Genomic DNA, 25,321 nt, shown 5'->3' with positions numbered 1-25,321 from the left:
CGGGTGTGACCTTCGCAGCAGGGAGCCACCTGGCAGGGTCGACGTCGTGCGCGGACTGGCCCGTCGGGAGTTCTGCCTGGTCCTGCTGCGCCGGATGGCCGACGTGCGACCCGACCTCACCGCCGCAGCGCTCCCCCGGCTGGGCGCGACCCGGGCGGAGGCCCACGCCGCGCACACCCGCTGGCAGGCGCTGCAGCACTCGCGGCGGGCGCCGCGCGGGCTGGCGCTGCGCTCGGCCGTCCTCGGGCCGCCCGAGGAGCTGGAGGACCGGCGGTTCGGCGACCTCGACGTCCAGGTGCGCCGCTGGCCCCTGCCGCTGTGGCCGGACCTGTGGTGGGAGGTGCTCAGCGGGCCGGGCGGAGCCGTCTACAACGAGCACCTCGTCCGGGCGCCCGGGTCCCCGGTCCCGCCGGCCACGGCTCGTCGCCTGCTGGTGTGGGAGCACGTGCTCGACGACGTCGTCGGCCTGCCCGGCGCCCGCGGTGCCGGTGTGGTGACCCGCTGGGAGGTCCGCCTGCCGGGCGGCACCCGGGCGGTGTTCGTGTGGGGCCTGCTCCAGCAGGTCACCCGGGACGATCAGCCGGCGATGCGCCGCGCCCCGTTGTAGCCGCCCATCGAGTCGATGCTCGCCACCTTCACCACGTCGCCGGACGTGGGCGCGTGCACCATCTGCCCGTTGCCGATGTAGATGCCGACGTGGCTGATCGGGCTGTAGAAGAACACCAGGTCGCCGGGCTGCAGCTGGTCGCGGGAGATGGCCTGGCCGACAGCGGCCTGGTTGCGGCTGGCGCGCGGGAGGCTGATCCCGGCGGCGCGGTAGGCGTAGGAGGTCAGGCCCGAGCAGTCGAAGGCGCCGGGGCCGGAGGCGGCCCACACGTAGGGCTTGCCCCGCTGCGCCATCGCCGTGTCGACGGCGACCTGGGCGGCGCTGCTGCTCGCCACGACCGGCGCCGACGGCGCGGGGGCGGCGCGGTCGCTGCGGCTGGCGCGCGGCTCGGCGGCGGACTCCTCTGCGGCGTGCCCCTCCTCGGCGTGCGCAGCGGCCGCGGCAGCCGCGGCGGCCTGCCGCTCCGCCGCGGTGAGCTGCTCGTACTGCGCCCGGAACTCGGCGACCTGCTTCTCCAGGTCGGCCTGCTGGCCGGCCAGGCCGTCGTAGGTCGCCTGCGCCTCGGCGGCGGACTGCTGCGCGGTGGCCTGGGCCTGGGCGGCGGCCACGTTCGCGCGGGCCGCGACCTCGAGCAGGCCGCTCTGGTGCCCGGCGATCGTCTCCAGCGTGGCCACCCGGTTGACGAACTCGTCGGCCGAGCTGCTGGTCAGCATCGCCTGGAACGACCCGAGGGTCTCCCCGGTGAAGGCGCTGCGCGCGATGCCGCGCACCGCCTCCTGCGCCCGGGCGAGGTCGGCGGTCGCCTTCTCGAGCTCGGCAGCCGCGGCGACCGCGGTGGCCTGCTGGGCGGCCAGGGCGTCCTGCGCCTCGTTGAACCGCTCGGTGACGATCTCGAGCTGGTGCCCGCGCTCGGCCACGAGCTGCGCCGCCTCGGCCGACGAGGCCGGATCGCCCGGCTGCGCCGATGCGGGGACCGCGGTGAAGAGCAGGCCGATGGTGCCGGCGAGGGCGAGACCGGCCCGCCGCGCGGTGCGGCGGCGGGTGGACGTGCGCAGGGGGGTCGCCATGGTGCGGCGGCTCTCCGTTCTCTCTCGCGGGCCGCCTACCGGCCCGGCCACGACGGCACACGGCCACGGTCCGGGAGGATCGGTCCGTCACTCCACGCGTGCGCGGGTGTCCGGCTCGACGGCGCCCGGCGGGTGTCACGGGGGTGGTGACGGAAAGCCCCGGCGGGCACACTCACCGTAGGGGCCGTGACCGCTTCGTGACAACGGCCCGAACCACATTCGTGTAGTTCGACCCTGCCTTCCGGCTCACGGTGCACACGCGCCCCGGCCGGCGCAGCGGCCACGCCACCCGCCGCCGGGCCGCGTCCCCTGCCCGGAACCCGGGCCGCACCCGGTTTCGGCACCCGACGGCGGGACCACTACGGAGGGATGGATCTCCGCAGGCCCCTGCCGCCGCCGGCGTGGTGAAGGGGGCGCCACCCCGCGGCCGGACGGCGGAGGACTCGACCCGGACGCGACCCCGCCGGCTGCGGACCCTGGTCACCGGCGTGCTCCCCGGCGTCAAGTCCCGGCTGCGCGGCCGCGACCTGGCCCTCATCGCCGCCGGGCTCACCTTCTACGCCGGCATCGCGATCGTGCCGCTCCTGGTGCTGGCGTTCGGCCTGACGGCCTGGCTCACCTCCCCGGCGCGGGTCGAGGAGCTGGGAATGCGGCTCGGTGACCTCCTTCCCGACGAGCTAGGCGCACCGGCGGCCGTGCTCCGGCTGGTGGACGCCGGCGTCGGCCTGGACCCCCTCGGCGCCCTGCTCGCCCTGCTGCCCATGTCGTTGTACGGCGAGGGGCTGAGACGGGCCCTGCTCCGCTTCGGGACCCGGCACGAGGGGATGACCGGCTGGCGCGGCCGGCTGGGCGCCCTCCCCCTCCTCCTGCTCGCGCCGGTCCTGCTCTACCCGCTGCTGCTGGCTGCCTCGCTCATGGCGGACCTGGCCGATCGCGGGGGCGTCGCCGCCACCGCCGGGCAGGTGGCCGTCGGTTACTACACGGTGCTGGTGGCGCTCACCGTCCCGCTGGCGTGGGGCTTCCGCGTCGTCGGCGGGGGCCGGGTGGGGTGGCCGGCGCTCGTGGCGGGCGCGCTGTTCACCGCGGCGTGCCTGTCGGGCTTCCTGCAGGGCTTCGTGCTGTTCCTGGCCCTGCCGCTGGACCTCGGCGCACCGTTCGGCGGGCTCGACGTCGTCGGCGGGGTGGTGGCGGTCGGGCTCTGGCTGTTCGCCCTCCACCTGGTGGTCCTGCTCGGCTGGCTGGTCACCCAGTCGCTGGACGAGCGGTGGCGCGGCCGGTCAGCGCGGGCGCGGCCAGGTGGGCAGGCCCTCGATCCAGGTCCGGACCTCCGCTAGGCCGGGGTCCTCGGGCGCGACGGGGCCCGGCTCCGGGCCGGGATCCGGCGCGGGCTCCGGCACCACCGGTGGCGGGGCCACCGGCGGAGGCGCCACGGGGACGGGAACCGGGACCGGGACCGGCGGGGGCGGCACGTACCGGGAGCCGTTGCTGACGAGGATCGCGACGACCTGGCCGGGCACCGCACGCCCGCCCGCGGGCGGGCTCGTGCCCACGAGCTGGCCCTCGGCGAGCTCGCTGTCCACCCGCACCACCGTGTCCAGGAAGCCGGCCCCGCTCAGCACGTCCTGGCAGTCGGCGGGCGAGGCGCAGCCGGGCACCGGAACCGTGTTGCCGCGGACCACCGCGGGGTCGGCCGGCGGGAAGTCGCTGCTGCCGCGCGCGGTCAGGATCGGCGCCATGGCGTCGTGCCAGATGGTCGCGCCCTTGCCGCCGCCGAAGCCGCCGACGTCCTCCTTCTCCTTGGGGTTGAAGACCATGACGCCGGCGGCGATCTCCGGCGTGTAGCCGACGAAGGCGACGGAGACGTTCTCCTGCGTGGTGCCCGTCTTGCCCGCGATCTGGTGCCCCGGCACGTAGGCGCGCCAGCCGGTCTGCCCGCCGTAGCCCGGCTCGACGTCCTTGCGCAGCATCTGGTTGAGCGTGTTCGCGACCCCGGCCGGGATGGCCTCGGGCGTGCAGCGGTCGCCGTCGACGAGCGGCTCGCCGTCGTCGCCCAGGACGGGCTCCCCGTCACGGTCCAGCAGGCCGGTGACCGGGACGACGTCGCACTGCGTGCCGCCGGCCGCCAGCGTCGAGTAGGCGCTCGCCAGGCCCAGCGGGCTGGTGGCCTCCGGCCCGAAGGCGAACGAGCCGTTGTCCTCGTCGATGGTCCGCTGGGCGAGCCCGCCGGGCCCGTGCTCGTACAGGCCCATCCGCTCGGCCATCCGCACCGGCTCCTCGACGCTGCCGAGGGCGTCCTCGAGCGCGAGGAAATAGGTGTTGGAGGACTGGTAGAGCGCCGTCGTCAGGTCGAGCGTGGACCGGTAGGTGCCGGAGTTCCGGACGTCGTAGAAGCCGTCGCCCTCCTCGTAGACCCGGGAGACGTACCGGCTGGGGGTGGTGAGCGTGTACTCCGTGGAGTACCCGCGGGCCAGCGCGGCGGCGGCCACGAACACCTTGTAGGTGGACCCGGCGCCGCGGCTGGGCGCGGCGTTGAGGTTGAACGACTCCTGGGTGCGGTCGGTCTCGTCGTGGCCGAAGACCCGGTTGACGCTCATCGCCAGCAGGTGACCGGTGCCCGGCTCGACCGCGGTGAAGGTCGCCGCCAGCGAGCTCTCCAGCGGCTCGGTCGCGAGCACCGCCGCGTCGCCGGCGCGCTGCAGCTCCGGGTCCAGCGTGGTCTGGACGACGTAGCCGTTGCGGTCCAGGTCCTCCTGCGTGATGCCGTACTCGCGCTCCAGGTAGGTCTGGACGAAGTCGCAGACGTAGGCGCCCACCGTCGCCTCGATGCAGCCGCGGCGCGGGGCGGGAGCGGGGGCGAGCCCGAGCGGGGCGGCCGAGGCCTCGGCCTGCTGCTCCGGCGTGATGTAGCCCTGGTCGGCCATGCGGGCCAGCACCTGGCTGCGCCGGACGGCGGCGCCCTCGGGATCGGTGAACGGGTCGTGGTCGAAGGGGCTCTGCACCAGGCCGGCCAGCAGGGCCGCCTGCGTCAGGGTCAGCTCCGCGGCGTCCACGCCGAAGAACGCCTGGGCCGCGGGCTGGACGCCGTAGGCGTTCCGCCCGAAGTAGACGATGTTGAGGTAGCGGGTGAGCAGCTCGTCCTTGCTGTAGGCGCTCTCCATCGCCAGGGCGAGCCGGGCCTCGCGCAGCTTGCGGCCGAAGGTCTTCTCCGTGGCCGCGTCCCGCTCCTCCTGCGTGCCGGCGGCCTGCAGCAGGGTCTGCTTGACCAGCTGCTGGGTGAGCGTGGAGCCGCCCTCCTCGACCTCGCCGGCGGCGATGTTCGTGACCAGCGCGCGCACGGTGCCCTGCACGTCGAGCCCGCCGTGGTCGAAGAAGCGGGCGTCCTCGACGGCGATCAGCGCCTGCCGCATGACCTCGGCGATCTCGTCGGTCGTGACCGGCGCCCGGTTCTCGTCGTAGAAGGAGGTGATCACCTCACCGTCGGCCGCCAGCATGACGCTGTTGCGGGCCGGCACCTCGACGGAGAACTCCTCCGGGGGGTCGCCGAGCAGGCCGGTGGACTGCCGGGCGGCCAGCGCCGGCCCGCCGATCCACGGCGCCAGCAGCCCGGCCAACAGCGCCCCCGCCAGCAGGACGGCGCCCGCCAGGGTGAGCAGGGTGCGGCCGGTGCCCGTGCGCGACTCCATAATCCTCCTCCGGCTGAATGCGCAGCTCAGCAGGGAAGATCGACTCGCACAACCATCCGCGCGGCGGGGCCGCAACCGGAACCGTCCCGTCCGCCTCCCGGGACCCGCCCGTCACACGGGGTGCCCGGCGTCCCGGAGCAGCGGGGCCGGCAGGTCGTCGCGGTGGAGGACCACCAGGGTGCTGACCGCCCGGGTCAGGACGACGTAGAGCCGGTGCAGCCCGCGCGGCTCGGCAGCCACGATCGCCGCCGGGTCGACGACGACCACCGCGTCGAACTCCAGCCCCTTGGCCAGCGTGGCGGGGACGACCGCGACCGCGGCGGTGCCGGTCCCGTCGTCGGTGAGCTCCGCCGCGTCGATGCCGGCGCCGGTCAGCAGGCCGGTCACCCCGGCCACCGCCGCGTCGGCGCAGACGATGCCGATCGAGCCGGGGACCGCGGTGAGCGCACCGACCACCTCCAGCAGCGGCGCAGCGAACGTGGAGACCGGCCGCAGCGCGAGCGCGTCGGGCTCGGACCGGACCGCGGTGGCCGGCGGCAGCCCGGGGGCGATCACCGGCAGCAGCCGGTTGGCGAAGTCGAGCACCTCGGCCGGCACCCGGTAGCCCCGGGTGAGCGGGGTGACGCCGGCGTCCGGCCGCCCCAGGTCGGCCAGCGTGCGGGCCCAGTCGTCCGGCGACCAGGGACTGGTGCCCTGCGCCAGGTCCCCGAGCACGGTGAGCGATCCGGCGCCCAGCCGGCGGGCGATCGCCCGGCACTGCATGGGTGAGAGGTCCTGGGCCTCGTCGACGACCACGTGCCCGTGGCCGGGGGTGCGCTCGAGCAGCCCGGCGAGCTCGTCGGCCAGCACGGCGTCGGCCGCCGTCCACGGGGCGGTGCGCACCGACCGGGGCGTGGCCGGCCAGCGCAGCAGGGCCTGCTCCGCGTCGTCCAGGATCCCCCGGGCAGCGCGGGCCAGCCGGTCGGGCTCGCTCCACAGCCGGAACAGCAGCCCGGCGGCGTCCCGGGCCGGCCACACCCGGTCGCAGAACTCCCGAACCTCGGGGCTGCGGGCGGCCCGCCGGACCTCGCCGTCGGAGGGACTGCCGCCGGCCTCCTCCTTCTGCCGGCGCGCGTCGGAGGCCAGCAGCATCGCCAGCTGCTCCCGGCCGGCGGCGTAGTGCAGCAGCTGCTGGTCGTCGGTCCCCCTGCCCCGGCGGCGCAGGTCGTCGACGGCCCGCTTGAGCCGCTCGACCGGCACCCGGTACCGGCGTCCGGCCAGGGGCACCAGCACGTCGTCGGCCGGCTTGGCGATCTCGCCCCAGAGCGCCCGGCGCAGCACCTCGGCGAGCCGGGCGTCACCCTTGAGCGTCGCGACCTCCGGACGGCCCTCGGCCCGCACCGGCACCCGGGCGGTCAGCTCGGCCACCGTCGTCTGCGCGACGTCGGCCTCGCCGAGGGTGGGCAGCACCTGCTCGATGTAGCGCAGGAACGCCCGGTTGGGCCCGACGACCAGGACGCCGGTGCGCGCCAGCTGCCCGCCGTGCGTGTAGAGCAGGTAGGCCGCCCGGTGCAGGCCGACGGCGGTCTTCCCCGTGCCCGGCGCGCCCTGGACGCAGATCGAGTCGGCCAGCGGGGCGCGGACGATGTCGTCCTGGTCCGGCTGGATGGTGGCGACGATGTCCCGCATCGGGCCGCTGCGCGGGCGCTCGATCTCCGCGCGCAGCAGCTCGCCGGGATGCCCGGTGCCCGGCTCGGCGAGCAGCTCGTCCTCGTACCCGGTGAGCTCCCCGCCGGAGAACCCGAACCGGCGGCGCCGCGCCACGCCCTGCGGATCGGCGGCGTTGGCCTGGTAGAACGGCCGGCTCATCGGCGCCCGCCAGTCGATGACGACCGGGTCGCCCGCGGCGTCGCGCACGTGTCGGCGGCCGATGTGGAAGATCTCGCGGGCGCCGTCGGCCGGCAGCGAGTCGGTACGGCCGAAGAACGGCGGGACGCCGGGGTCGGCGGCCAGGGCGGCCAGCCGCTCGGCGCGGGCGGCGCCGAGGCGCTCGGAGGCCCAGGAGTCGACGCCGGCGTCGGTGACGGCGGATGCGGCGACGCGCATCTGCGCCAGGCAGTCGGCCGCCCGGCCCAGGTGGGCGCGCTCGGCGGCCAGCACGGGATCTGCGGGGACGGGATCGGGGGCGGTGGTCTCGGGGGTCGCGGAGAGAGACACGGTCGGAGGACGTTACGCCAGGAACGGGCCCTCGGGGCCCCCGGTCGTCGGCAGCCCGGGCACCGCGTTGGATGGGGGAATGCCTGACTCGATGCTGGCCGGCCGGCTGAACGTGCGCACCCGTGAGTTCGTGGTGAAGGAGGTACCGAAGCCGGCGCCGGGGCCCGGCGAGGTCCTGATCAAGGTCGCCGCGGCCGGCATCTGCCTCTCCGACGTCCACCTCATCGAGGGCCAGCTCTCCCCGCTCTTCCTCGCCGGCGACGAGGTGACGCTGGGCCACGAGGTGGCCGGCACCGTCGCCGAGCTGGGCGCCGGCGTGACCGGATGGGCGGAGGGGCAGCGGGTGCTGCTGCAGGCCGGGGAGGAGAAGGGCGGCTGGGTGCACACCCGCGGCGTCGACTACGACGGCGGCTGGGCGGAGTACGCGCTGGCGACCGCGGAGACGGTCGTCCCGATCCCCGACGACCTGCCGCTGGAGCAGGCCTGCATCGTGCCCGACGCGGTGTCCACGCCGTGGGCCTCGATCGTGCGGACGGCGCAGGTGCGGGCCGCCCAGCCCGTCGGCGTCTGGGGCATCGGCGGGCTCGGCGCGCACGCGGTGCAGCTGCTGCGCCTGGCCGGGGCCGCCCCGATCGTCGCCGTCGACCCGGTGCCGGCCGCCCGGCAGCGGGCGCTGGACTTCGGCGCGGACCTCGCGCTGGACCCCTCCGAGGACATCGCCACCCGCGTCCGCGAGCTGACCGGCGGCGCCGGGCTGGCCGTCGCCTTCGACTTCGCCGGCGTCGCGCCCGTGCGCGAGCAGGCGGTGCGCTGCCTGGAGCGCGACGGCGCCCTCGTGCTGGTCGGCCTCACCGACCAGCCGCTGGAGATCCGCAACGGCACCCAGTTCAGCTACTTCGGCCAGCGGATCCTCGGCCACTACGGCTCCGAGCCCGCCCACGTGGTCGAGCTGGTGAATCTCATCCGGCACCACCGCCTGGACCTGAGCCGCTCCATCTCCGGCACCCTGCCGCTCGCCGACGCCGCCGAGGGCGTCGAGCGGCTGGCCAACAAGGAGGGCGACCCCATTCGCCTGGTGATCACGCCATGACTCTGTCGTCCTCCGGACGACACCGCGGCCAGGAGCCGTCCCGACCACGTCGAGCCGCTCCAGGTGACGTCGAACCGCGTGCGCACGCGGCTCGACGTACCGTGGCCCGGCTCAACCCGCGGGCGGGGGCGACTCCTGGCCGCGCTCATGCGGCTCCCTGATCAGCACCTGGACGGCGCGGAACTGCTTCGGCGTCTCCAGCAGCACCGCCTTGGTCGGCTCCCCCACGTCCAGGGCCGGCTCGCGGCGCACGGCGGCCAGGGGGCGCAGCCGGGGATCGGCCAGCACCTCGTCGGCCAGGCCCCGGTCGCCCCCGGTGAACAGCGCCACCACCGCGTCGGCGTGCGGCAGCAGGACCCGTACGGCGGTCTCCACCGCGTGCCCGACGACGGCGTCGGTCTGGTGGGCGCGGCGGCGGGCGAACCGCTGCTGCGACCAGCCGCCGGCCGCCGTCCGGCCCTGCACCTGCCGGGCGTCGACCTTCGAGACGACCAGCTGGTCGCCGTCGAAGACCCCGACCGCCCACCGGCCGCGGCGGACCAGCAGCACCGCGGCCCGCCGGGGTCGCCCGGCGGCGGCGGTGAAGCTGCTCAGGAGCGGGGTCTCGGGCGTCCAGCCGAACGGGGCGCGCAGCACGACGGTGGTGGTGTCGGCGCAGGTGATCCGCAGCCCGTCGTCGACCGGCTCCACCTCGGTGAACGCGCCGTGCCGGGTGGCGACGCCGTCCAGCCAGCGGCCCAGCCGCTCCGGGGCCACCCCCAGCTGCCGCCCACCGCCGGCGGCCGGCCGGGGACGGGTCACCGGGACCGCAGGGTCAGCAGCCGGTCCAGCACGTTCCCGACCCGGAGGCCGTCGTGCTCGTGCTCGTTGGTCACCCAGGTGCGCACGTTGCCGACCTCCTCGGCGGTCGCCAGCGACAGCCCGGCGTCGACGTACATGTCGTCGAAGTAGACGGCGGCGTCGACCGGCACCTCGTTGGCGGCCAGTCGCGCGGGGTCGTAGAGCGCGGGGAACTCCTCGACCTCGGCCAGCGCCTGCGCGGCCGGGCCGAACGGCCGCAGCGAGGCGATCTCCTCGAACATCCAGGGGTAGATCATCTCGCCGGTGAACGGCAGCGGGCGGCGGGCTCCGTCGAACTCCGGGCCGCGCTCGTCCTCGGCCGCCCAGCCGATCGGGCCCGGCCCCTGCGCGTAGATGCTCTCGTGCAGCGCCGCGTAGAGCGGGTTGTCCCAGTAGGCGGTCCGACGGGCGACCTGGTCGAGGAAGGTGTCCGAGAGCCCGCCGTCGTCGTCGAGGGCCTCCTCGAACAGCCAGTGCAGCTCCTCCGCGCCGTCCCGGGTGCCCAGCGCCTGGCCGACGGTCTGCAGCCGGCGGACGGAGAGCCGGTCGCCGTCGGGCAGGGTCGCGGGCTCCGCTTCCAGCCGGTCGGCGACGGCGGCGATCCGCGCGACGTCGCCGGGGTAGCGGTCGTAGAACCGCCGGGTCTTCGCGGCGACCCGGGGGTAGGTGCGCCGGTAGACCTCCCGGCCGTCGGCGTGCAGGCCGGCCAGCCCGCCGGTGACCAGGCACCGCTGCAGCCCCTCCGGCGCCTGCGACAGGTAGGTCAGCGTGACGAAGCCGCCGTAGCTCTGGCCCAGGGTGGTCCAGGACCGGCCGCCGTAGAGGGTGGCCCGCACGTGCTCGGCATCGGCCACGATCGAGTCCGCGCGGAAGGCGAGCAGGTGGGCGGCGGCCGAGGCGTCATCGGGGAGACGGCTGATCGTCGCGCCGGTGACCCGGGAGCTGCGCCCGGTGCCCCGCTGGTCGAGCAGCACCACGCGGAACTCGCGCAACGCGCGGTCGACCCAGCCGCCGCGGGTGGGACGGGGCGACTTCCCGCCGGGGCCGCCCTGGAGGAAGAGCAGCAGCGGGAGGTCGTCGGCGCGCTTGTCGGGGTGGACCAGCTCCCGGACGAAGACGGAGATCGCCGCGCCGTCGTCCGAGCCCCAGCGCAGCGGCACGGTCACCGACCGGTCGCGCACGCGCGCGCCCGGGATCGTGTACTCGTGCACGGTCGGCGTCAGCCGGCGAGCGCGGGCTCGGCCACGTGCTCGGCGGGGACGTGCAACAGCCGCTGGAAGGCGGCGACGACGACGGCGGCGACCGCGGCGGAGATCGTGGCGACCACGAACGCGGTGTTCGCGCCGTGCACGTCGACGAGCTTCCCGGCGACCGAGGCACCCAGCGCCACGCCCAGCCCCAGGGCCGTGCCGATCCAGGTGAAGGCCTCGGTGACCGCGGCCCGCGGCACCAGCAGCTCGGCGAGGGTGAAGGAGCTGATCAGCGACGGCGAGACGGCGATCCCGGCGACGACCACGAACGGCACCATCAGCCAGACGTCGCGGACCAGCATCAGCGGCACGGTGAGCACGGTGAGCACGGCCAGGGCCACGGCGAGCCGCAGCCGCAGGGGCACCCGCCAGTGCACGACACCCCATCCGATGCCGCTGAGCATCGAGCCCACGGCGAGGCCCGCGATGAGCACGCCGGACAGCGCCTTGGCGCCCTGCTCGTCGGCGAACGCGACCAGCGCGATCTCCAGCGTGCCGAGGATGGCGCCCACCGCCGCGCCGACGACGAACAGCACGCGCAGTCCCCTGGTCCGGATCGCCGACGGTCCCTGGCGGCTGGCGTGCCCGTGCGGCTCGGGCTCGGTGCGGCGCTGGGCGGCGAACAGGAGGCTGCCCACGGTGGCGAGGGTGAACGCGGTGACCACGCCGGAGGTGGCGTGCCCGGTCGTCGAGAGGAACGTGACCAGCACCGGGCCGACGATGAAGACGAACTCGTCGACGACGGACTCCAGCGCCAGCGCCGTGGGCAGCCGGTGGCTCCCGCGCAGCAGGTGGGTCCAGCGGACGCGGATCATCGAGGACACCGGCGGGATGCAGGCCCCGGCCAGCCCGGCGGAGGCGAAGACGATCCAGAGCGGCCAGGCCTCGCGGACGGAGAAGAGGAAGACCACCCCCGCGGCGACGAAGACCGCCAGCACCGGCAGCAGCACCCGGCGCTGGCCGTGCGTGTCGGCCCACCGGCCCAGCAACGGCCCGGCGATCGCCGTCGTCACGGCACCGACGGCGGCCACGGCGCCGCCGAGGCCGTAGGAACCCGTCTCGGACGCCACCAGCAGCACGGAGCCGAGCCCGACCATCGAGAGGGGCAGCCGGCCGATGAAGGCGGCGAGCACCATCGGCAGGGCGTGCGGGGTCCGCAGCACCTGCAGGTACGGATTGGCCACGAGCGGGGATGCCTCCACAGACAGGGAAGGGGCGCCCGCCACGCTAACCGACCCCGGGCCGACACGCTGTGAGGGCGTACCGGCAGCCAGCCACCCGCCGCAACGATCAGGTCAGCTGATCGTTCAGGGTCCTGGCTCAGCATCGGTGGTGAGCCAGGACCCCGAACGATCAGGTCTCCTGATCATCAGGGAGCAGCGGGGACGGGCCACGGACGACGAGGGGCCCGGACCGCAGCTGCGGTCCGGGCCCCCGGGTCGTGCGTCCTACGCGAGACGGCTCTTCAGGATCTCCAGCTCGTCCCACATGGTGCTGGGCAGCTTGTCACCGAACTTCTCGAACCACTCGGTGATCTGCGGGATCTCCTCGCGCCACTCCTCGGGCTTGACGGCGAGGGCCTGCTCGACCTGCTCGGGCGTCATGTCCAGGCCGGAGACGTCGAGGGAGTCGGCGGTCGGCACGTGGCCGACCGGCGTCTCGACGGCGGCCGCGGTGCCCTCGAGGCGCTCGATGACCCACTTCAGCACCCGGCTGTTCTCGCCGAAGCCCGGCCACAGGAAGCCGCCGTCCTCGTCGCGACGGAACCAGTTCACGTAGAAGATCTTCGGCAGCTTGCTGGCGTCGTGCTGCTTGCCGGTGTTCACCCAGTGGCCGAAGTAGTCACCGGCGTTGTAGCCGATGAACGGCAGCATGGCGAACGGGTCGCGGCGGACGACGCCGACGGCGCCGGTGGCGGCGGCGGTGGTCTCCGAGGAGAGCGTGGCCCCCATGAAGACGCCGTGGTTCCAGTCCCGGGCCTCGCTGACCAGCGGGATGGTGGTCTTGCGGCGGCCACCGAAGAGGATCGCCGAGATCGGCACGCCCTTCGGGTCGGTGTACTCCGGCGCCAGGATCGGGCACTGGGTGATCGGGGTGCAGAACCGCGAGTTCGGGTGCGACGAGAGCTCGTCGGACTCCGGCGTCCAGTCCCGGCCCTTCCAGTCGGTCAGGTGGGCGGGGGCGTCGTCGGTCATGCCCTCCCACCAGACGTCGCCGTCGTCGGTGAGGGCGACGTTGGTGAAGACCGAGTTGCCGTTGTCGATGGTGCGCATGGCGTTCGGGTTGGTGTCCCACCCGGTGCCGGGCGCGACGCCGAAGAGGCCGAACTCGGGGTTGATGGCGTAGAGCCGGCCGTCCTCGCCGAAGCGCATCCAGGCGATGTCGTCGCCGATCGTCTCGACCTTCCAGCCGGGGATGGTCGGCTCGAGCATCGCCAGGTTCGTCTTGCCGCAGGCGGACGGGAAGGCGCCCGCCACGTAGTAGACCTTCTGCTGCGGGTTGGTGAGCTTGAGGATCAGCATGTGCTCGGCCAGCCAGCCCTCGTCGCGGGCCATGACCGAGGCGATGCGCAGCGAGTAGCACTTCTTGCCCAGCAGCGCGTTGCCGCCGTACCCGGAGCCGTAGGACCAGATGGCCCGCTCCTCGGGGAAGTGCACGATGTACTTGGTGTCGCTGCACGGCCACGGGACGTCGGCCTGGCCGTCCTCGAGCGGGGCACCGAGGGAGTGCATCGCCGGCACGAACGGGCGGTCGGTGCCCATGGCCTCGAGGATGCGGCTGCCGATGCGCGCCATGACGCGCATGGAGACGACGACGTACTCCGAGTCGGTGAGCTCGACGCCGAACATCGGGTTCTCGGCCTCGACCGGGCCCATGCAGAACGGGATGACGTACATCGTCCGGCCGCGCATGCACCCCCGGTACAGCTCGGTCATGACCGACTTCATCTCGTCCGGGGCCATCCAGTTGTTGGTGGGCCCCGCGTCGGCCTCGTCGACCGAGCAGATGTAGGTGCGGTCCTCGACGCGGGCGACGTCGCTGGGGTCGGAGGCGCACCAGAACGAGTTGGGCTTCTTCGCCAGGGGCGTGAAGGTGCCGGCGGCGACGAGCTTCTGGGTGAGCCGCTCCCACTCCTCGTCGGTGCCGTCGACCCAGACCACCTCGTCCGGGGTCGTCAGCTCGGCCATCTCCCGCACCCACGCCAGGAGGCGGGCGTGCGTGGTGGGGGCGTTCTCCAGACCTGGGGTGGCCACGGTGGTCACGGCGTCTCCATCCTCTGCGTAGCCGGGGCGGAGTCCTGCACCGGCGGTGGTGCGGTCTACCCGGTGTCGTCGCTGGTGCAACGCGCCGGATCAGGTGAGGTTACCGAGACTTCGCACCGATGTAACCGTGAGAGATGTTACGTCTAGGACGTCTTCCCCTCAGGTCGAAAGCCCCTGGCAGAGCGCCCGGCGCAGGGGTCGAGCATCCTCCGGGATCCGCCGCACCGGAAGGGGTGGGGCCGGCGGACGACCGGGCGCGGCAGGTGCTCCGCCTGATCGGCACGGGGATGGTCGGCGGATACCTCTCCGAACGGCTGTGCCGGCACCGGCCGCCGCCCGCCGGCTTCGACCCGGTGGAGACGTCGATCGTGGTGCTCGGCCTCGCGGGCACGGTGGCGATGGCCGCGCTGGCCCGTCGTCAGCCCCGGCCGTAGGCAGGGCCGATCTCGGCGAGGAAGGCGTCCCACTCGCCGGGCACCGGGTGCCCGCTCACCTCGGCGTCGAGCTTGTCCAGGTACCAGTGCCAGCCCATGGCGAAGTCGACGACGTCGGTGCCGGCCGGGAAGACCTGGGTGAAGCGGAGATGGGTCCGCCCGTCCTCGGCCCGCAGGTCGAGGACGACGGACCAGTCCTCGGTCTCCTGCTGCGTCCACTCGACCACCAGCCGGTGCGGCGGATCGCACTCGCGGATCGTCATCGGTTCGCCGATCTGCTCCTGCTCGTGGGTCATGGTGAACGTGCCGGTGCCGCCGACGGTCCGCTCGCCCTCGTACGTGCCGATCCAGCGGGCCAGCCGGTCGGGCGCGGTGAGGGCGGCCCAGACGTCGTCGATCGGGTCGGGCCAGCTGCGGCGGAACTCCAGCCGCCGCCGGCCGTCCGGCTCGGTGGTGACGGTGCCGCGCCGGGTGTCCACGTCCTCGCTCCGCGGGTTCATGTCGCTCCTCCATCGCTCCGTGCCCGCCGGCCGCGGGCGATCTCGGTGTCCAGGGCGTCCAGCCGGTGCGCCCACAGGTCGCGGTAGCGCTCCAGCCAGTCGTCGATCTCCCGCAGTGGCCCGGGGTCGAGCGCGTACAGCCGCTGCCGCCCGTCGCTGCGGACCCGGACCAGCCCCGCCTCGCGCAGCACCCGGAGGTGCCGGCTGATCGCCGGGCGGCTGACGGGGAACCGGTCGGCCAGCTCCCCGGCGGGCAGCTCACCTCCCGCGAGCAGGTCGAGCAGGGCCCGCCGGGTCGGGTCGCCGAGCGCCTGCATCGCCTCCACCCGGCATGCGTAACACAGGGGTTACGCATCGGACGAGGGGTTGGCGCGCGGGAACGACGGATAGGAGGGGCGCATGTCCGTCACCGATCCCGACGTCCCCGACCCGCTCAACGACCCGCGCACCCTGCAGGCCGATCCCGGCGCGCTGGGCGAGGGCGAGGACCTCGCCTCCGCCGCCGACGACCCGGTGGCCGCCGGCGAGGACGAACTGCCCACGAGCGCGACCCTCGAGGACGAGGCCGGCGGCAGCGACGTCACGGGCGGCGCCTTCTCCGACGAGTCCTCGACCTGAGTCGCCGTCGCCCGTGACGGATCGGTCCGTTTCGACCCCGGGCGCCGTGGGGCACTGACCGGGACGTCCGAACCCGCACGACCGAGGAGGACCGATGGCAACCGGTGAAACCGGCTTCGAGGACGTCTTCTACGACCTCGTCTCCGTCCAGTACCACTCGCTCAAGGCCGGGCACGACTACGGCCAGTACGTCCGGGACGCCGAGAACGCGGGCCTGGACGACGTCGCGGCGTTCTTCCGCGAGGTCATGGAGCAGGACTCCGCCCGCGCCAGGCGCTGCCACGAGTTCCTGGGCCGGCTCCAGGGCACGTCGCAGGGGGGTCCGGCGACCCAGTGACGCCACGGCGGGTCGGCGGGAGGATGGGCGCGTGCTCACGACCCCGCTGACCCGCCGGTTCGGCCTCTCCACCCCGGTCGTCGGCGCCCCGATGGCCGGCGTAGCCGGGGGCGCGCTCGCGCGGGCCGTCTCCCTCGGCGGCGGCCTGGGCATGATCGGCGTCGGCAGCACGTCGTCGGCGTCCTTCCTCGCCGAGCAGTGCGCGATCCCCCGCGCCGACGCCCTGCCGTTCGGCGTCGGGCTGATGGCCTGGGCGCTCTCCGACCGGCCCGACCTGCTCGAGGCCACGATCGACGCGAGCCCGGGCCTGGTCTCCATCTCGTTCGGCGACCCGGCGCCCTGGGTCCCGCGCCTGCACGATGCGGGCGTCGCCGTCGCGGCGCAGGTCAACACCGTGGCCGACGTGCACCGTGCGCTGGCCGCGGGGGTCGACGTCGTCGTCGCGCAGGGCAGCGAGGCCGGCGGGCACACCGGGCACCGGGCCACCCTCCCGCTGCTGCAGGAGGTGCTCGCGCTCACCGACCGCCCGGTCCTCGCGGCCGGTGGGATCGCCACCGGGGCAGGCATGGCCGCCGTCCTGGCCGCAGGCGCCGCCGGCGTCTGGATCGGCACGCCGCTGCTGTCCTGTCCCGAGGGACTCAACTCCCCGACCGCCCGCGCGCGGGTGCGCGCCGCCGTCGGTGAGGACACCGTGCTGACGCGGTCGTTCGACGTCGCCCAGGGACTGGCCTGGCCGGAGCGCTGGCCCGGCCGCGCGCTGGCCAACGACTTCAGCCGGACCTGGCACGGCCGGGAGGACGAGCTCGCCCGGGACGACGCCGCCAGGCAGCGGGTGGTCGACGCCCGGCGGACCGACGACCTGGAACAGGCGCCGGTCTACGCCGGCGAGTCGGTCGGGCTGGTCACCGAGGAGCGCTCGGCCACCGACGTCGTCCGCGACCTCGGCGCGAGCGCCGAGCAGGCACTGCGCCGGGTGGCCGGCCTACTGGGCTAGACCGCGCAGTTGTCGCCGTCGCAGCCGTCGGCGGCGGGGACGGTCACCAGCGGGTGGGCATCGGCCCAGGCGCGCTCCAGCAGCTGCCGCAGCAGCTCGGCCGGCTGGGCGCCGGCGGCGCCGTACTTGCGGTCGACCACGAAGAACGGGACACCGGTGGCGCCGAGCGCCTGCGCGGTCGCGCCGTCCTCCCGGACCGCGGCGAGGTAGCGCCGGTCACCCAGCGCCTCGCGGACCTCGGCCTCGTCCAGGCCCACCTCGACGGCGAAGGGCACCAGCGAGTCGACGTCGAAGACCGGCCGCCCCTCCTCGAAGTAGGCGTGCAGCAGGAGCTCCTTGAGCTCGTTGCGCTTCCCGTGCTCGGCGGCCAGGTGCAGCAGCTCGTGCGCCGGCAGGGTGTTGCCGCTGACCGCGTCGGCCAGGTGGTACTCCAGGCCCTCGTCGGCGGCGACCTGCTCGACGCGGGCCATGTTCGCGCGCATCGACTCGACGTCGGTGCCGTACTTGCGCGCCAGGGCGGGGAGCGTCGGGTGCGTCTCGCCCTCGGGGACCGACGGGTCGAGCTGGAAGGACCGCCAGACGACCTCGACCTGGTCCCGGTGCGGGAACCCCTCCAGCGCGGCCTCCAGGCGACGCTTGCCGATGTAGCACCACGGACAGACGACGTCGGACCAGACCTCTACCTGCATGCCCGGCCCAACGTCGTTGCCTCTTCAACGATTCCGGGGTGGGTCAGCCGCCGGTGAAGGAGCGGACGCCGACGAGGTCGACGACGAAGACCAGCGTGGCGCCGGGCTTGATGACGCCGCCGGCGCCGCGGTCGCCGTAGGCCTTGTGCGCCGGGATGGTGAGCCGGCGGCGCCCGCCGACCTTCATGCCGACGATGCCCTCGTCCCAGCCCTGGATGACCATGCCGACGCCCACCCGGAACTCCAGCGGGTCGCCGCGGTCCCAGGAGGCGTCGAACTGCTCGCCGCCCTCGTGCGTGACGCCGACGTAGTGGGTGCTCACCAGGTCGCCGGCCTTGGCCTCCTGGCCGTCGCCGACGACCAGGTCCTCGATCACCAGGTCGTCGGGCGCCGGCCCGGTGGGGGGCTCGACCTCCGGTCGGGTCAGCTCGGCCACGGTTCTCCCTCCCGCGCCGGGGCTCTCCCGGCGCCGTCGACCTCCATCCAAGCAGCGCCCGGCGCGTCCCTCTCCCCGACCGCGGGACGGCGGGCGGCGACCGCGCGCCCGGAGGCCCCCCGGACGTCGTCCCCCGCCGATACGGTCCGGCCATGATCGACCACCTGGGTCTGCAGTGCGCCGACGCCGAGGCGGCGGCCACCTTCTACCGCTCGGTCTTCGCCGCCTGCGGCATCCGCGAGGCCATGCGCATCGACACCCCGCACGGGCCGGTCATCGGGCTGTGCGGGCCCGACGGGCAGCCGCAGCTGTGGACCAGCCCGGCGGAGGACCGGGGGCACCGGCCGGTGCACCTGGCGCTGGCGGCTCCCTCCCGGGAGGCGGTGGACCAGGTGTTCGAGGCCGCCCGGGCCGCGGGTGCGGAGATCCTGCACGAGCCGCGGGTGTGGCCGGAGTACCACCCCGGCTACTACGGCGTCTTCCTCCGCGACCCCGACGGCAACAACGTGGAGGCCGTGCACCACGGGTTCCCCCCGGCCTGACCGTGCGGGGTGCCGCCGGGCGTGCTGGGCTGGGTCCATGGCCGCTGACCAGCCCGCGTGGTGGACCCGCGCCGTCGTCTACCAGGTCTACCCGCGCTCGTTCGCCGACTCCGACGGCGACGGCATCGGTGACCTCGGCGGCGTGCTCCTGCACCTGGACCACCTGGCCGACCTCGGCGTCGACGTCCTGTGGCTCTCCCCGGTCTACCCCTCGCCGCAGGCCGACAACGGCTACGACATCAGCGACTACCAGGACATCGATCCGCTGTTCGGGTCGCTGGAGCAGCTCGACGAGCTGATCGCGGCGCTGCACGCCCGCGGGATGAAGCTGCTCATGGACCTGGTGGTCAACCACACCAGCGACGAGCACCCGTGGTTCGTCGAGGCCCGCTCGTCGAAGGACTCCCCCAAGCGCGACTGGTACTGGTGGCGGCCGCCGCGGCACGGCATGGAGCCCGGCGCCCCGGGCGCGGAGCCGACCAACTGGCAGGCCGCCTTCTCCGGCTCCACCTGGACCCTCGACGAGGCCAGCGGCGAGTACTACCTGCACCTGTTCGACCGCAAGCAGCCGGACCTGAACTGGGAGAACCCCGAGGTCCGGCAGGCGGTGCACGCGATGATGCGCTGGTGGCTCGACCGCGGGGTCGACGGCTTCCGCATGGACGTCATCAACATGATCAGCAAGGACGTCGGTCCGGACGGGCACCTGCACGACGGCCCACCGCTGCCCGGGAGCAGCTACGGGGACGGGTCGGCGTCGTTCATCTGCGGGCCGCGGATCCACGAGTTCCTCGCGGAGATGCGCCGCGAGGTGTTCGCCGGGCGCGACGGCGCGTTCCTCACCGTGGGTGAGATGCCGGGTGTCACCGTGGAGGAGGCCGCGCTGTTCACCGACCCGGCGCGCGGCGAGGTGGACATGGTGTTCCAGTTCGAGCACGTGAACCTCGACCACGGGACGTCGAAGTGGGACGTCCGGCCGCTGCGGATGCGCGACCTCAAGGCCTCGTTCGGCCGGTGGCAGGCCGGGCTGGCCGAGGCGGGCTGGAACTCGCTCTACTGGGACAACCACGACCAGCCGCGGGCGGTCTCCCGGTTCGGCGACGACTCCCCCGAGTACCGGCGCGACTCCGCGACCTGCCTGGCCACGCTGCTGCACCTGCACCGCGGGACGCCGTACGTCTACCAGGGCCAGGAACTCGGGATGGCGAACTTCCCGTTCGCCTCGCTGGAGGAGTTCCGCGACGTCGAGTCGCTCAACCACCACGTGCAGGCGGTCTCGGCCGGGGACGACCCGGCGCACGTGCTGGCGGGGCTGCGGACCATGAGCCGGGACAACGCCCGGACACCGGTGCAGTGGGACGCCGGCCCGAACGCCGGCTTCACCAGCGGGACGCCGTGGCTGGCGGTGAACCCGGACAACGTCGAGTGGAACGCCGCGGCGCAGCGGGACGACGAAAGCTCGGTGCTCGCCCACTACCGGCGGCTGATCGCGCTGCGCCACGACCTCCCCGTGGTGGCACTCGGCGACTTCACGATGCTGCTGCCCGACCACGACGACGTGTACGCGTTCACCCGGGTCCTGGACGACGTCACGCTGCTGGTCGTCTGCAACCTGTCCCGCACGGAGTACCGGCTGGCCGAGCTGCTGCCCGAGGCGCCGGCGGCCGAACTCGTGCTGGGCAACCTGCCCGACGACGACCCGGCCGACCTCCGCCCCTGGGAGGCCCGCGTCCTGCGCCTGCCCGCCTGACCCGTCGGGCTCACCCCGCGCGGGCCATCGCGACCGGCGCACGACCGGTAGCGAGCACCCGCCCGTAGTGCCCGACGAGCTCGTCGCCCACCGTGGCCCAGGTCCGGTGCGCCACCGAGGCGCGGGCGCCTGCCGCGGCGGCACGCAGCGCCAGCCGGTCGTCCCGGAGCCCGGCGACCATGGCCGCCAGGATGGGCGGGTCGTCCCCCGCCCAGAGCCATCCGTTCTCGCCGTGGCGCACCAGGTCCAGCGGCCCGCCCGAAGCCGCCACGACCGCCGGTACGCCCGCGGCGAGCGCCTCCTGCACGGCCTGGCAGAAGGTTTCGTCGCGACCGGGATGGACGAACAGGTCGAACGAGGCGACCAGCCGGCCGAGATCGGCGCCCGTCCGCTGACCGGTGAAGACCGCACCCGGCAGCAGCCGGCCGAGTCGCCTGCGCTGCGGGCCGTCGCCGACGACGACCACCCGGACGCCGGGCAGCCGGTCGATCTCCGCCAGCAGCTCCAGCCGCTTCTCCACGGCCAGCCGGGCGACCACGCCCACGATCAGCTCGCCGTCCGGCGCCAGCTCCCGCCGGAGGCCGCCGTCCCGGTGCCCCGGGGAGAACTGGTCCAGGTCCACCCCCCGCGCCCAGAGCGCCACGGGACCGATGCCCTGCCGGCGCAGCGCGGCGACGGACGGTGAGGACGGCGCCAACGTGAGGTCGGCCGCCGCGTGCACCTCCCCGACCATCCGCCACGCCGCCGCGGCGCCACCCGGTATGCGGTAACGCCGGGCGAAGGCGGCCACATCGGTCTGGAAGACCGCCACGGCAGGGATCCCCAGCGCGCGCACCGCCCGCCCGGCGGCAGCGCCGAGGACGGCCGGGGAGGCCAGGTGGACGACGTCCGGCCCGATCCGGTCCAGCACGCCGCGCAGGTCGAGCCCGGGGCGGGCCAGCTGCACCTCCCGGTAGAAGGGCAGGCGCATCGACGGCACCGGGACCACCTCGATCCAGGCACCGCAGGACGACTCGTACGACGTCCCTCCCGGGGCCACCACGACCGGGTGGTGCCCCCGCAGGGCGAGGTGGTCCGCGGCGCGCAGCACCGAGTTGACCACGCCGTTGACCGAGGGCAGGAAGGTCTCGGCGACCAGGGCGACGGTCAGCCCGTGACCGGCCGCCGTCCCCGCCGGTGGCGCCGCGGCAGCCGCCCGCGTCGCGCTCACGGGACGGCCGGCTGCGGCACGTCGTCCGGAGCCCCGGGTACCCGCTGGGCCGCGCCCGGGGGGCGCGCGGCCCGGGCGTGCGCTGCGTTCGCCGGGGGCAGCGCCTCCGTCACCTCCGCCACGGCGTACTCGGCCAGCGCTGCCAGGCTGCGTCGGTCGCCGCCCGGCTCGAGCGCAGGGAGCAGGTGCACCTCCAGGACCAACCCCCGCGTGCCGATGACCCGGCCGAGGCTCTGGCGGAGCGAGTCACCACCGAAGTAGCCGGCAGCGGCGGTGGGTACGCCGCCCGCCGCGCGGTAGCGGAGGGCGACCGGGCAGACCACCGCACCGGCGTCCACCGCCGCCTGGAAGAACGCCGGCCGGAAGCGGCCGAGCTCCGACCCGCAGGCCGTCGTCCCTCGGGGTGGACGAGCGCCACGCCACCGGCGGCGAGGATGCCGGTGACCTCCGCGACCGCTGGCCGCAAGGCGCTGAGCCGGGCCCGGTCGAGGAACACCGTGCCCGAACGGCGCGCCCAGCTGCCGACCACCGGCCAGGACGCGATCTCCGCCTTGGCCACCGGCCGCACGTGCGGCAGGAACGCCAGGAGGGCGACGTCGTCGAGCCAGGAGACGTGGTTGGCCACGACCAGTACCCCCTGCCCACCGCCGGGGGTCGGCCACGGCACCGCCGGCCGGAACACCTCGACGGTGACGCCGAGCGCCTCCAGCAACCGTGCTGCGGCCCGTTCGCGCCCGCGGGCTCCCGGGGCGGCGAGGGCCCGGGTGACGTCGGCCCACCGCCGGGACCGCGTCACCCTTCCGACGGTGGGCGCGTCGTCCAGGCAGGCCGGGGTGCACGACGAGACGGGGAACCAGCCGGTCACCGGGCACCGCCGAGGAGGTGCCGGCGGATCCGCGGTGCCATGTCGGTCATGGCGAGCAGCACGTAGAAGTCGGCGGTGCCGAACGCCACGTCGTGCGCCGGGCGCCCGCAGACCACGGCACCGATCCGCAGGTAGCCCCGCACCAGCGGGGGCAGGACGAAAGGCTCCACCCGGGCAGGCGCGTGCACGTCGAACGGCACGTGAGGGCGCACCCGCAGCGCGGCGGAAGCCAGCCGGCGCTCCCGCACGAGGAACTCCCAGAGGCCCGCAGCCGTGGCCCCGCCGTCCGCGAGCGGGACCGATGCGCAGCCGCCGAGGTGGCTGTGGCCGCCGTCCAGCACGTAGCGGGTGACCCCCGCCCACAGCTGGGTGATCACCGCACCCGTGCGGTGGTCGGGGTGGACGCAGCTCCGCCCGGCCTCGACCAGACCCGGCCGCAGCGCACGGTGCCGGCTCAGGTCGAACTCGCCGTCGCCGTACGAGCGCCCCAGCGCGGCGGCGCGCGCCGGTGGGAGCAGGCGGTAGGTCCCGACGATCTGGTCGGCCACCTCCTCGCGGACGACGAGGTGGTCGCAGTGCTCGTCCCACTCGTCGACGTCCCGGTTCGTGAGGGCGCCGGCGGGGTCGAGCATCGCACCGCCCTCGCCGGCGAAGACGTCGTGCCGGAGCCGCTGAGCGGCGTCGAGCTCGGAGGACGTGGTGGCCAGGACCGTGCGGTAGCGGGTAGTGGGCCGTTCGAGGGATGGAGCGACAGTCACGAGACACCTCGCGTACCGGTGGGCCCCGGACGGGCCCGGACAACGCGCAGGGTCGGGATCCCAGATGTCCGGACGGTGCACGGCGGTGGACGACGCCACGTCCGTTCGGCTGAGGGCCGGCGGCCGCACCACCCTGGCACCGTCCGCCCCATCCGCCGGGGCGTCCTTACCCTGTACGGGCAGCGCGTGCTGGGAGGTGGACGGATGGCTCCGCGGACCGATCTCGGGTCGCGCGCGTCGTTGACCCGCGACGCCGTGCTGCGCGCCGCCGTCGACCTGGCGGACCGCGAGGGGCTCGCGGCGCTGACCATGCGGCGGCTGGCCCAGGAGCTCGACGTCGAGGCCATGTCGCTCTACCACCACGTCGCCAACAAGGAGGCCGTCCTCGACGGCGTCGTCGAGCTGGTGGTCGGCGAGATCGTCACCGCGGTGAGCGACGTCGGCCCGGATCCGGCGGATGACTGGCGGGCGGCCCTGCGGGCCCGGATCCTCACGGCCCGTCAGGTGTTGCTGCGGCACCCCTGGGCACCGCCCGTCGTCGAGACGCGGACCGCCATGAACGCCGAGATCGTCGGCTACTTCGACGGACTGCTCGGCATCCTGCGGGCAGGCGGGTTCTCCTACGACCTGGCCCACCACGCCATGCATGCGCTGGGTTCCCGGGCGCTGGGCTTCACCCGCGAGCTGTTCGCCCCGGCAGATCCGGAGACCGGCGGGCCGGAGGCGATGGCGATGCTCGAGCAGCTGGCCGACCGGTACCCGCACCTGGCCGGCATGCTCGCCGACGCGGTCCACCAGGACGAGGGCGTGCTCGGCTGGTGCGACGACCAGGCCGAGTTCGAGTTCGCCCTGGACCTGCTGATCGACGGCCTCGACCGGCGCGTCGGCCGCAGCTGAGACCGGTGGAAGTCGGTCTGGACACGACTCGACCGGGTGGTTACCTTACGGCGTAAGGGTCCTTACGACGTAAGGGAGATGCCATGGGTGCCGTCCGTGTCGGTGCAGCACTGGTCCTGCTGCTGGGAGTGCTGTTCGTGCAGTCCTTCCGCGCGAAGTGGGGGCCGGTCCAGCGCGCCGTCCGCAGGTTCAACCGCGACGTCACCAACCCCCGGCAGCTGGCGACGGCCGGCGGGCCCGGTGCACCGGCGGGGGTCGTGCACCATCGCGGGCGGGTGAGCGGTGCGCCGTACCGGACGCCGGCCGTCGCGGTGCCGACCGGCGACGGCTTCGTGTTCGCCCTGCCGTACGGCCCGGGGGCGGACTGGGTGCGCAACGTGCTGGCGGCCGGCCGGGCCACCGTCGAGCACGAGGGCCGGTTGGTGCCGGTGGAGCGGCCGCGACTGGTGCCGGCAGCCGAGGCGGACCGGTTCGTCCCGGCCCGCGAGCAGCGGATCCACCGTCTCTTCGGCGTCGTCGACTTCCTCCGCGTGAGCGAGGCCGACCGGTGACGACGACGGATCGCCCGGGCCCGGCGCGCGGCGCGCTGCCCGGGTCGGTGCACGGCGCCGGCATCGTCGCCGGGGGCGCGCTGCTCGTGATGGCGGCGCTGGCGGGGATCGGCTACGGCGTCGCCGTGCAGGGCCTGGTGACGCCCGGCGACGCGGCGCGGACCGCCGCCGACGTCCTCGCCGCCGAGGGCCTGTTCCGCTTCGGGATCCTGTGCCTGACCGGGGTGGCCTGCCTCGACGTCGTCGTCGCCTGGGCGCTCTACCGCGTGTTCGCGCCGGCCGACGCCGGGCTGTCCCTGCTCGCCGCGGTGTTCCGGCTGGTCTACACGGCCGTGTTCGTCGTCGCGATCGGCCACCTGGCGGCCGCAGCCGACCTGCTCGCCTCCGACGCCGTGCTCGGCGCGGCCGAGATCGACCGGTTCGAGGCCGTCTGGAACACCGGCCTGGCGGTGTTCGGCCTCCACCTGGTGCTCGTCGGGGTGCTGGCGCACCGGTCGGGCTCCGCCCCGCGGGTACTGGGCGTGCTGCTCGTCGTGGCCGGCCTGGGCTACGTGGCCGACAGCGCCGGAGCGGTGCTGTCGGGGGGCTCCTGGCCGACCGTCGCGCAGTTCACCTTCCTCGGCGAGGTGCTGCTCGCGCTGTGGCTCCTGCTGCGCGGACGGGCATCCGGCCGGCGCACCTCGCGCACGCCCGACGAGGAGGTGCCGGCCGCGGGCTGACCGTGGTGCAATGCCGGGGCGGGGG

26 protein-coding genes and 1 pseudogene are annotated in these 25,321 nt (G+C 74.7%); 12 read left to right on the top strand and 15 right to left on the bottom strand.

Annotated elements, in window-relative coordinates; genetic code table 11:
• The first annotated feature begins 46 nt into the window (after nt 1-46).
• On the top strand, nt 47-607 hold the full coding sequence (locus ACI79T_RS01770; protein ID WP_456608325.1) for a hypothetical protein: 561 nt from the start codon (nt 47-49) through the stop codon (nt 605-607).
• On the opposite strand, the gene ACI79T_RS01765 is transcribed toward ACI79T_RS01770, so the two are convergent.
• Nucleotides 577-1,674: a C40 family peptidase gene (locus ACI79T_RS01765; protein WP_456608324.1), complete on the bottom strand. Its 1,098-nt coding sequence runs from the start codon at nt 1,672-1,674 to the stop codon at nt 577-579. The two genes, ACI79T_RS01770 and ACI79T_RS01765, sit on opposite strands and share 31 nt — an antisense overlap.
• 488 nt (nt 1,675-2,162) lie before the next feature.
• Here ACI79T_RS01765 and ACI79T_RS01760 point away from each other — a divergent pair, with 488 nt between their 5' ends.
• Nucleotides 2,163-3,008, top strand: coding sequence for a YhjD/YihY/BrkB family envelope integrity protein (locus ACI79T_RS01760; RefSeq protein WP_456608323.1), 846 nt, complete (start codon nt 2,163-2,165; stop codon nt 3,006-3,008).
• Here ACI79T_RS01760 and ACI79T_RS01755 read toward each other — a convergent pair.
• On the bottom strand, nt 2,952-5,357 hold the full coding sequence (locus ACI79T_RS01755) for a penicillin-binding protein (protein WP_456608322.1): 2,406 nt from the start codon (nt 5,355-5,357) through the stop codon (nt 2,952-2,954). The genes ACI79T_RS01760 and ACI79T_RS01755 overlap by 57 nt on opposite strands.
• Before the next feature lie 111 nt (nt 5,358-5,468).
• Nucleotides 5,469-7,553: a HelD family protein gene (locus ACI79T_RS01750; protein WP_456608321.1), complete on the bottom strand. Its 2,085-nt coding sequence runs from the start codon at nt 7,551-7,553 to the stop codon at nt 5,469-5,471.
• 79 nt (nt 7,554-7,632) lie between these two features.
• Here ACI79T_RS01750 and ACI79T_RS01745 point away from each other — a divergent pair, with 79 nt between their 5' ends.
• Complete coding sequence (locus tag ACI79T_RS01745) at nt 7,633-8,643, top strand: zinc-binding dehydrogenase (protein WP_456608320.1); 1,011 nt, start codon at nt 7,633-7,635, stop codon at nt 8,641-8,643.
• 111 nt (nt 8,644-8,754) lie between these two features.
• On the opposite strand, the gene ACI79T_RS01740 is transcribed toward ACI79T_RS01745, so the two are convergent.
• The 4 genes from ACI79T_RS01740 to ACI79T_RS01725 all read right to left on the bottom strand — a co-directional run bounded on the left by ACI79T_RS01740 (nt 8,755) and on the right by ACI79T_RS01725 (nt 13,996).
• Nucleotides 8,755-9,444, bottom strand: coding sequence for an acVLRF1 family peptidyl-tRNA hydrolase (locus ACI79T_RS01740; protein WP_456608319.1), 690 nt, complete (start codon nt 9,442-9,444; stop codon nt 8,755-8,757).
• Nucleotides 9,441-10,694 (bottom strand): alpha/beta fold hydrolase, encoded by a 1,254-nt coding sequence (locus tag ACI79T_RS01735; protein WP_456608318.1) that lies wholly within the window; start codon nt 10,692-10,694, stop codon nt 9,441-9,443. The genes ACI79T_RS01740 and ACI79T_RS01735 overlap by 4 nt, the downstream gene beginning before the upstream one ends.
• Nucleotides 10,695-10,702: 8 nt before the next feature.
• Entirely contained in the window at nt 10,703-11,917 is a 1,215-nt protein-coding gene (locus ACI79T_RS01730) for an MFS transporter (protein ID WP_456608317.1), read from the bottom strand.
• A 264-nt stretch (nt 11,918-12,181) separates the two neighbouring features.
• Complete coding sequence (locus tag ACI79T_RS01725; protein ID WP_456608316.1) at nt 12,182-13,996, bottom strand: phosphoenolpyruvate carboxykinase (GTP); 1,815 nt, start codon at nt 13,994-13,996, stop codon at nt 12,182-12,184.
• 233 nt (nt 13,997-14,229) lie between these two features.
• Here ACI79T_RS01725 and ACI79T_RS01720 point away from each other — a divergent pair, with 233 nt between their 5' ends.
• Complete coding sequence (locus ACI79T_RS01720) at nt 14,230-14,430, top strand: hypothetical protein (RefSeq protein WP_456608315.1); 201 nt, start codon at nt 14,230-14,232, stop codon at nt 14,428-14,430.
• Here ACI79T_RS01720 and ACI79T_RS01715 read toward each other — a convergent pair.
• On the bottom strand, nt 14,415-14,930 hold the full coding sequence (locus ACI79T_RS01715; protein WP_456608314.1) for an SRPBCC family protein: 516 nt from the start codon (nt 14,928-14,930) through the stop codon (nt 14,415-14,417). The two genes, ACI79T_RS01720 and ACI79T_RS01715, sit on opposite strands and share 16 nt — an antisense overlap.
• Entirely contained in the window at nt 14,927-15,247 is a 321-nt protein-coding gene (locus ACI79T_RS01710) for an ArsR/SmtB family transcription factor (protein WP_456608480.1), read from the bottom strand. Before ACI79T_RS01710 ends, ACI79T_RS01715 begins: the two co-directional genes overlap by 4 nt.
• Before the next feature lie 82 nt (nt 15,248-15,329).
• Between ACI79T_RS01710 and ACI79T_RS01705 the strand changes: the two genes are divergently transcribed.
• The 3 genes from ACI79T_RS01705 to ACI79T_RS01695 all read left to right on the top strand — a co-directional run bounded on the left by ACI79T_RS01705 (nt 15,330) and on the right by ACI79T_RS01695 (nt 16,879).
• The gene (locus ACI79T_RS01705) at nt 15,330-15,548 is read left to right on the top strand and encodes a hypothetical protein (protein WP_456608313.1); all 219 of its coding nucleotides are present in this window, start codon (nt 15,330-15,332) and stop codon (nt 15,546-15,548) included.
• Between the two features lie 94 nt (nt 15,549-15,642).
• Nucleotides 15,643-15,885, top strand: a complete 243-nt coding sequence (locus ACI79T_RS01700) for an acyl carrier protein (protein ID WP_456608312.1) — start codon at nt 15,643-15,645, stop codon at nt 15,883-15,885.
• 31 nt (nt 15,886-15,916) lie between these two features.
• Nucleotides 15,917-16,879: an NAD(P)H-dependent flavin oxidoreductase gene (locus tag ACI79T_RS01695; protein WP_456608311.1), complete on the top strand. Its 963-nt coding sequence runs from the start codon at nt 15,917-15,919 to the stop codon at nt 16,877-16,879.
• Here the strand turns inward: ACI79T_RS01695 and ACI79T_RS01690 are convergent.
• Together ACI79T_RS01690 and ACI79T_RS01685 are read right to left on the bottom strand one after the other, a co-directional pair.
• Nucleotides 16,876-17,568 (bottom strand): DsbA family oxidoreductase, encoded by a 693-nt coding sequence (locus ACI79T_RS01690; protein ID WP_456608310.1) that lies wholly within the window; start codon nt 17,566-17,568, stop codon nt 16,876-16,878. The genes ACI79T_RS01695 and ACI79T_RS01690 overlap by 4 nt on opposite strands.
• Nucleotides 17,569-17,611: 43 nt before the next feature.
• Nucleotides 17,612-18,004 carry an FKBP-type peptidyl-prolyl cis-trans isomerase gene (locus ACI79T_RS01685; RefSeq protein ID WP_456563747.1) on the bottom strand — a complete coding sequence of 131 codons (393 nt, stop codon included), beginning with the start codon at nt 18,002-18,004 and terminating at the stop codon, nt 17,612-17,614.
• Nucleotides 18,005-18,156: 152 nt separating this feature from the next.
• Between ACI79T_RS01685 and ACI79T_RS01680 the strand changes: the two genes are divergently transcribed.
• Complete coding sequence (locus ACI79T_RS01680) at nt 18,157-18,546, top strand: VOC family protein (protein WP_456608309.1); 390 nt, start codon at nt 18,157-18,159, stop codon at nt 18,544-18,546.
• A gap of 37 nt (nt 18,547-18,583) precedes the next feature.
• Nucleotides 18,584-20,296, top strand: a complete 1,713-nt coding sequence (locus tag ACI79T_RS01675; protein ID WP_456608308.1) for a glycoside hydrolase family 13 protein — start codon at nt 18,584-18,586, stop codon at nt 20,294-20,296.
• A 10-nt stretch (nt 20,297-20,306) separates the two neighbouring features.
• Here the strand turns inward: ACI79T_RS01675 and ACI79T_RS01670 are convergent, their stop codons facing one another.
• The 4 genes and pseudogenes from ACI79T_RS01670 to ACI79T_RS01655 all read right to left on the bottom strand — a co-directional run bounded on the left by ACI79T_RS01670 (nt 20,307) and on the right by ACI79T_RS01655 (nt 23,129).
• A complete protein-coding gene (locus ACI79T_RS01670) occupies nt 20,307-21,506 on the bottom strand; it encodes a glycosyltransferase (protein ID WP_456608307.1) in 1,200 nt (399 codons plus the stop codon).
• A complete protein-coding gene (locus ACI79T_RS01665) occupies nt 21,503-21,844 on the bottom strand; it encodes a hypothetical protein (protein WP_456608481.1) in 342 nt (113 codons plus the stop codon). Before ACI79T_RS01665 ends, ACI79T_RS01670 begins: the two co-directional genes overlap by 4 nt.
• A gap of 53 nt (nt 21,845-21,897) precedes the next feature.
• A pseudogene (locus tag ACI79T_RS01660) lies at nt 21,898-22,173 on the bottom strand (lysophospholipid acyltransferase family protein); the annotation flags it as partial.
• Nucleotides 22,174-22,367: 194 nt separating this feature from the next.
• Complete coding sequence (locus ACI79T_RS01655) at nt 22,368-23,129, bottom strand: GNAT family N-acetyltransferase (protein WP_456608306.1); 762 nt, start codon at nt 23,127-23,129, stop codon at nt 22,368-22,370.
• Nucleotides 23,130-23,333: 204 nt separating this feature from the next.
• On the opposite strand from ACI79T_RS01655, the gene ACI79T_RS01650 reads away from it, so the two are divergent.
• From ACI79T_RS01650 to ACI79T_RS01640, 3 genes are all read left to right on the top strand, one after another.
• A complete protein-coding gene (locus ACI79T_RS01650; protein ID WP_456608305.1) occupies nt 23,334-24,026 on the top strand; it encodes a TetR/AcrR family transcriptional regulator in 693 nt (230 codons plus the stop codon).
• A gap of 83 nt (nt 24,027-24,109) precedes the next feature.
• Complete coding sequence (locus ACI79T_RS01645) at nt 24,110-24,577, top strand: nitroreductase family deazaflavin-dependent oxidoreductase (RefSeq protein WP_456608304.1); 468 nt, start codon at nt 24,110-24,112, stop codon at nt 24,575-24,577.
• A complete protein-coding gene (locus ACI79T_RS01640; protein ID WP_456608303.1) occupies nt 24,574-25,296 on the top strand; it encodes a DUF4386 domain-containing protein in 723 nt (240 codons plus the stop codon). The genes ACI79T_RS01645 and ACI79T_RS01640 overlap by 4 nt, the downstream gene beginning before the upstream one ends.
• Nucleotides 25,297-25,321 lie beyond the last annotated feature (25 nt).

This window comes from Blastococcus sp. SYSU DS0619, from assembly GCF_054051035.1.
Note: the sequence above shows the minus strand (reverse complement) of the source record. Positions and strands in the feature narration are given on the sequence as shown.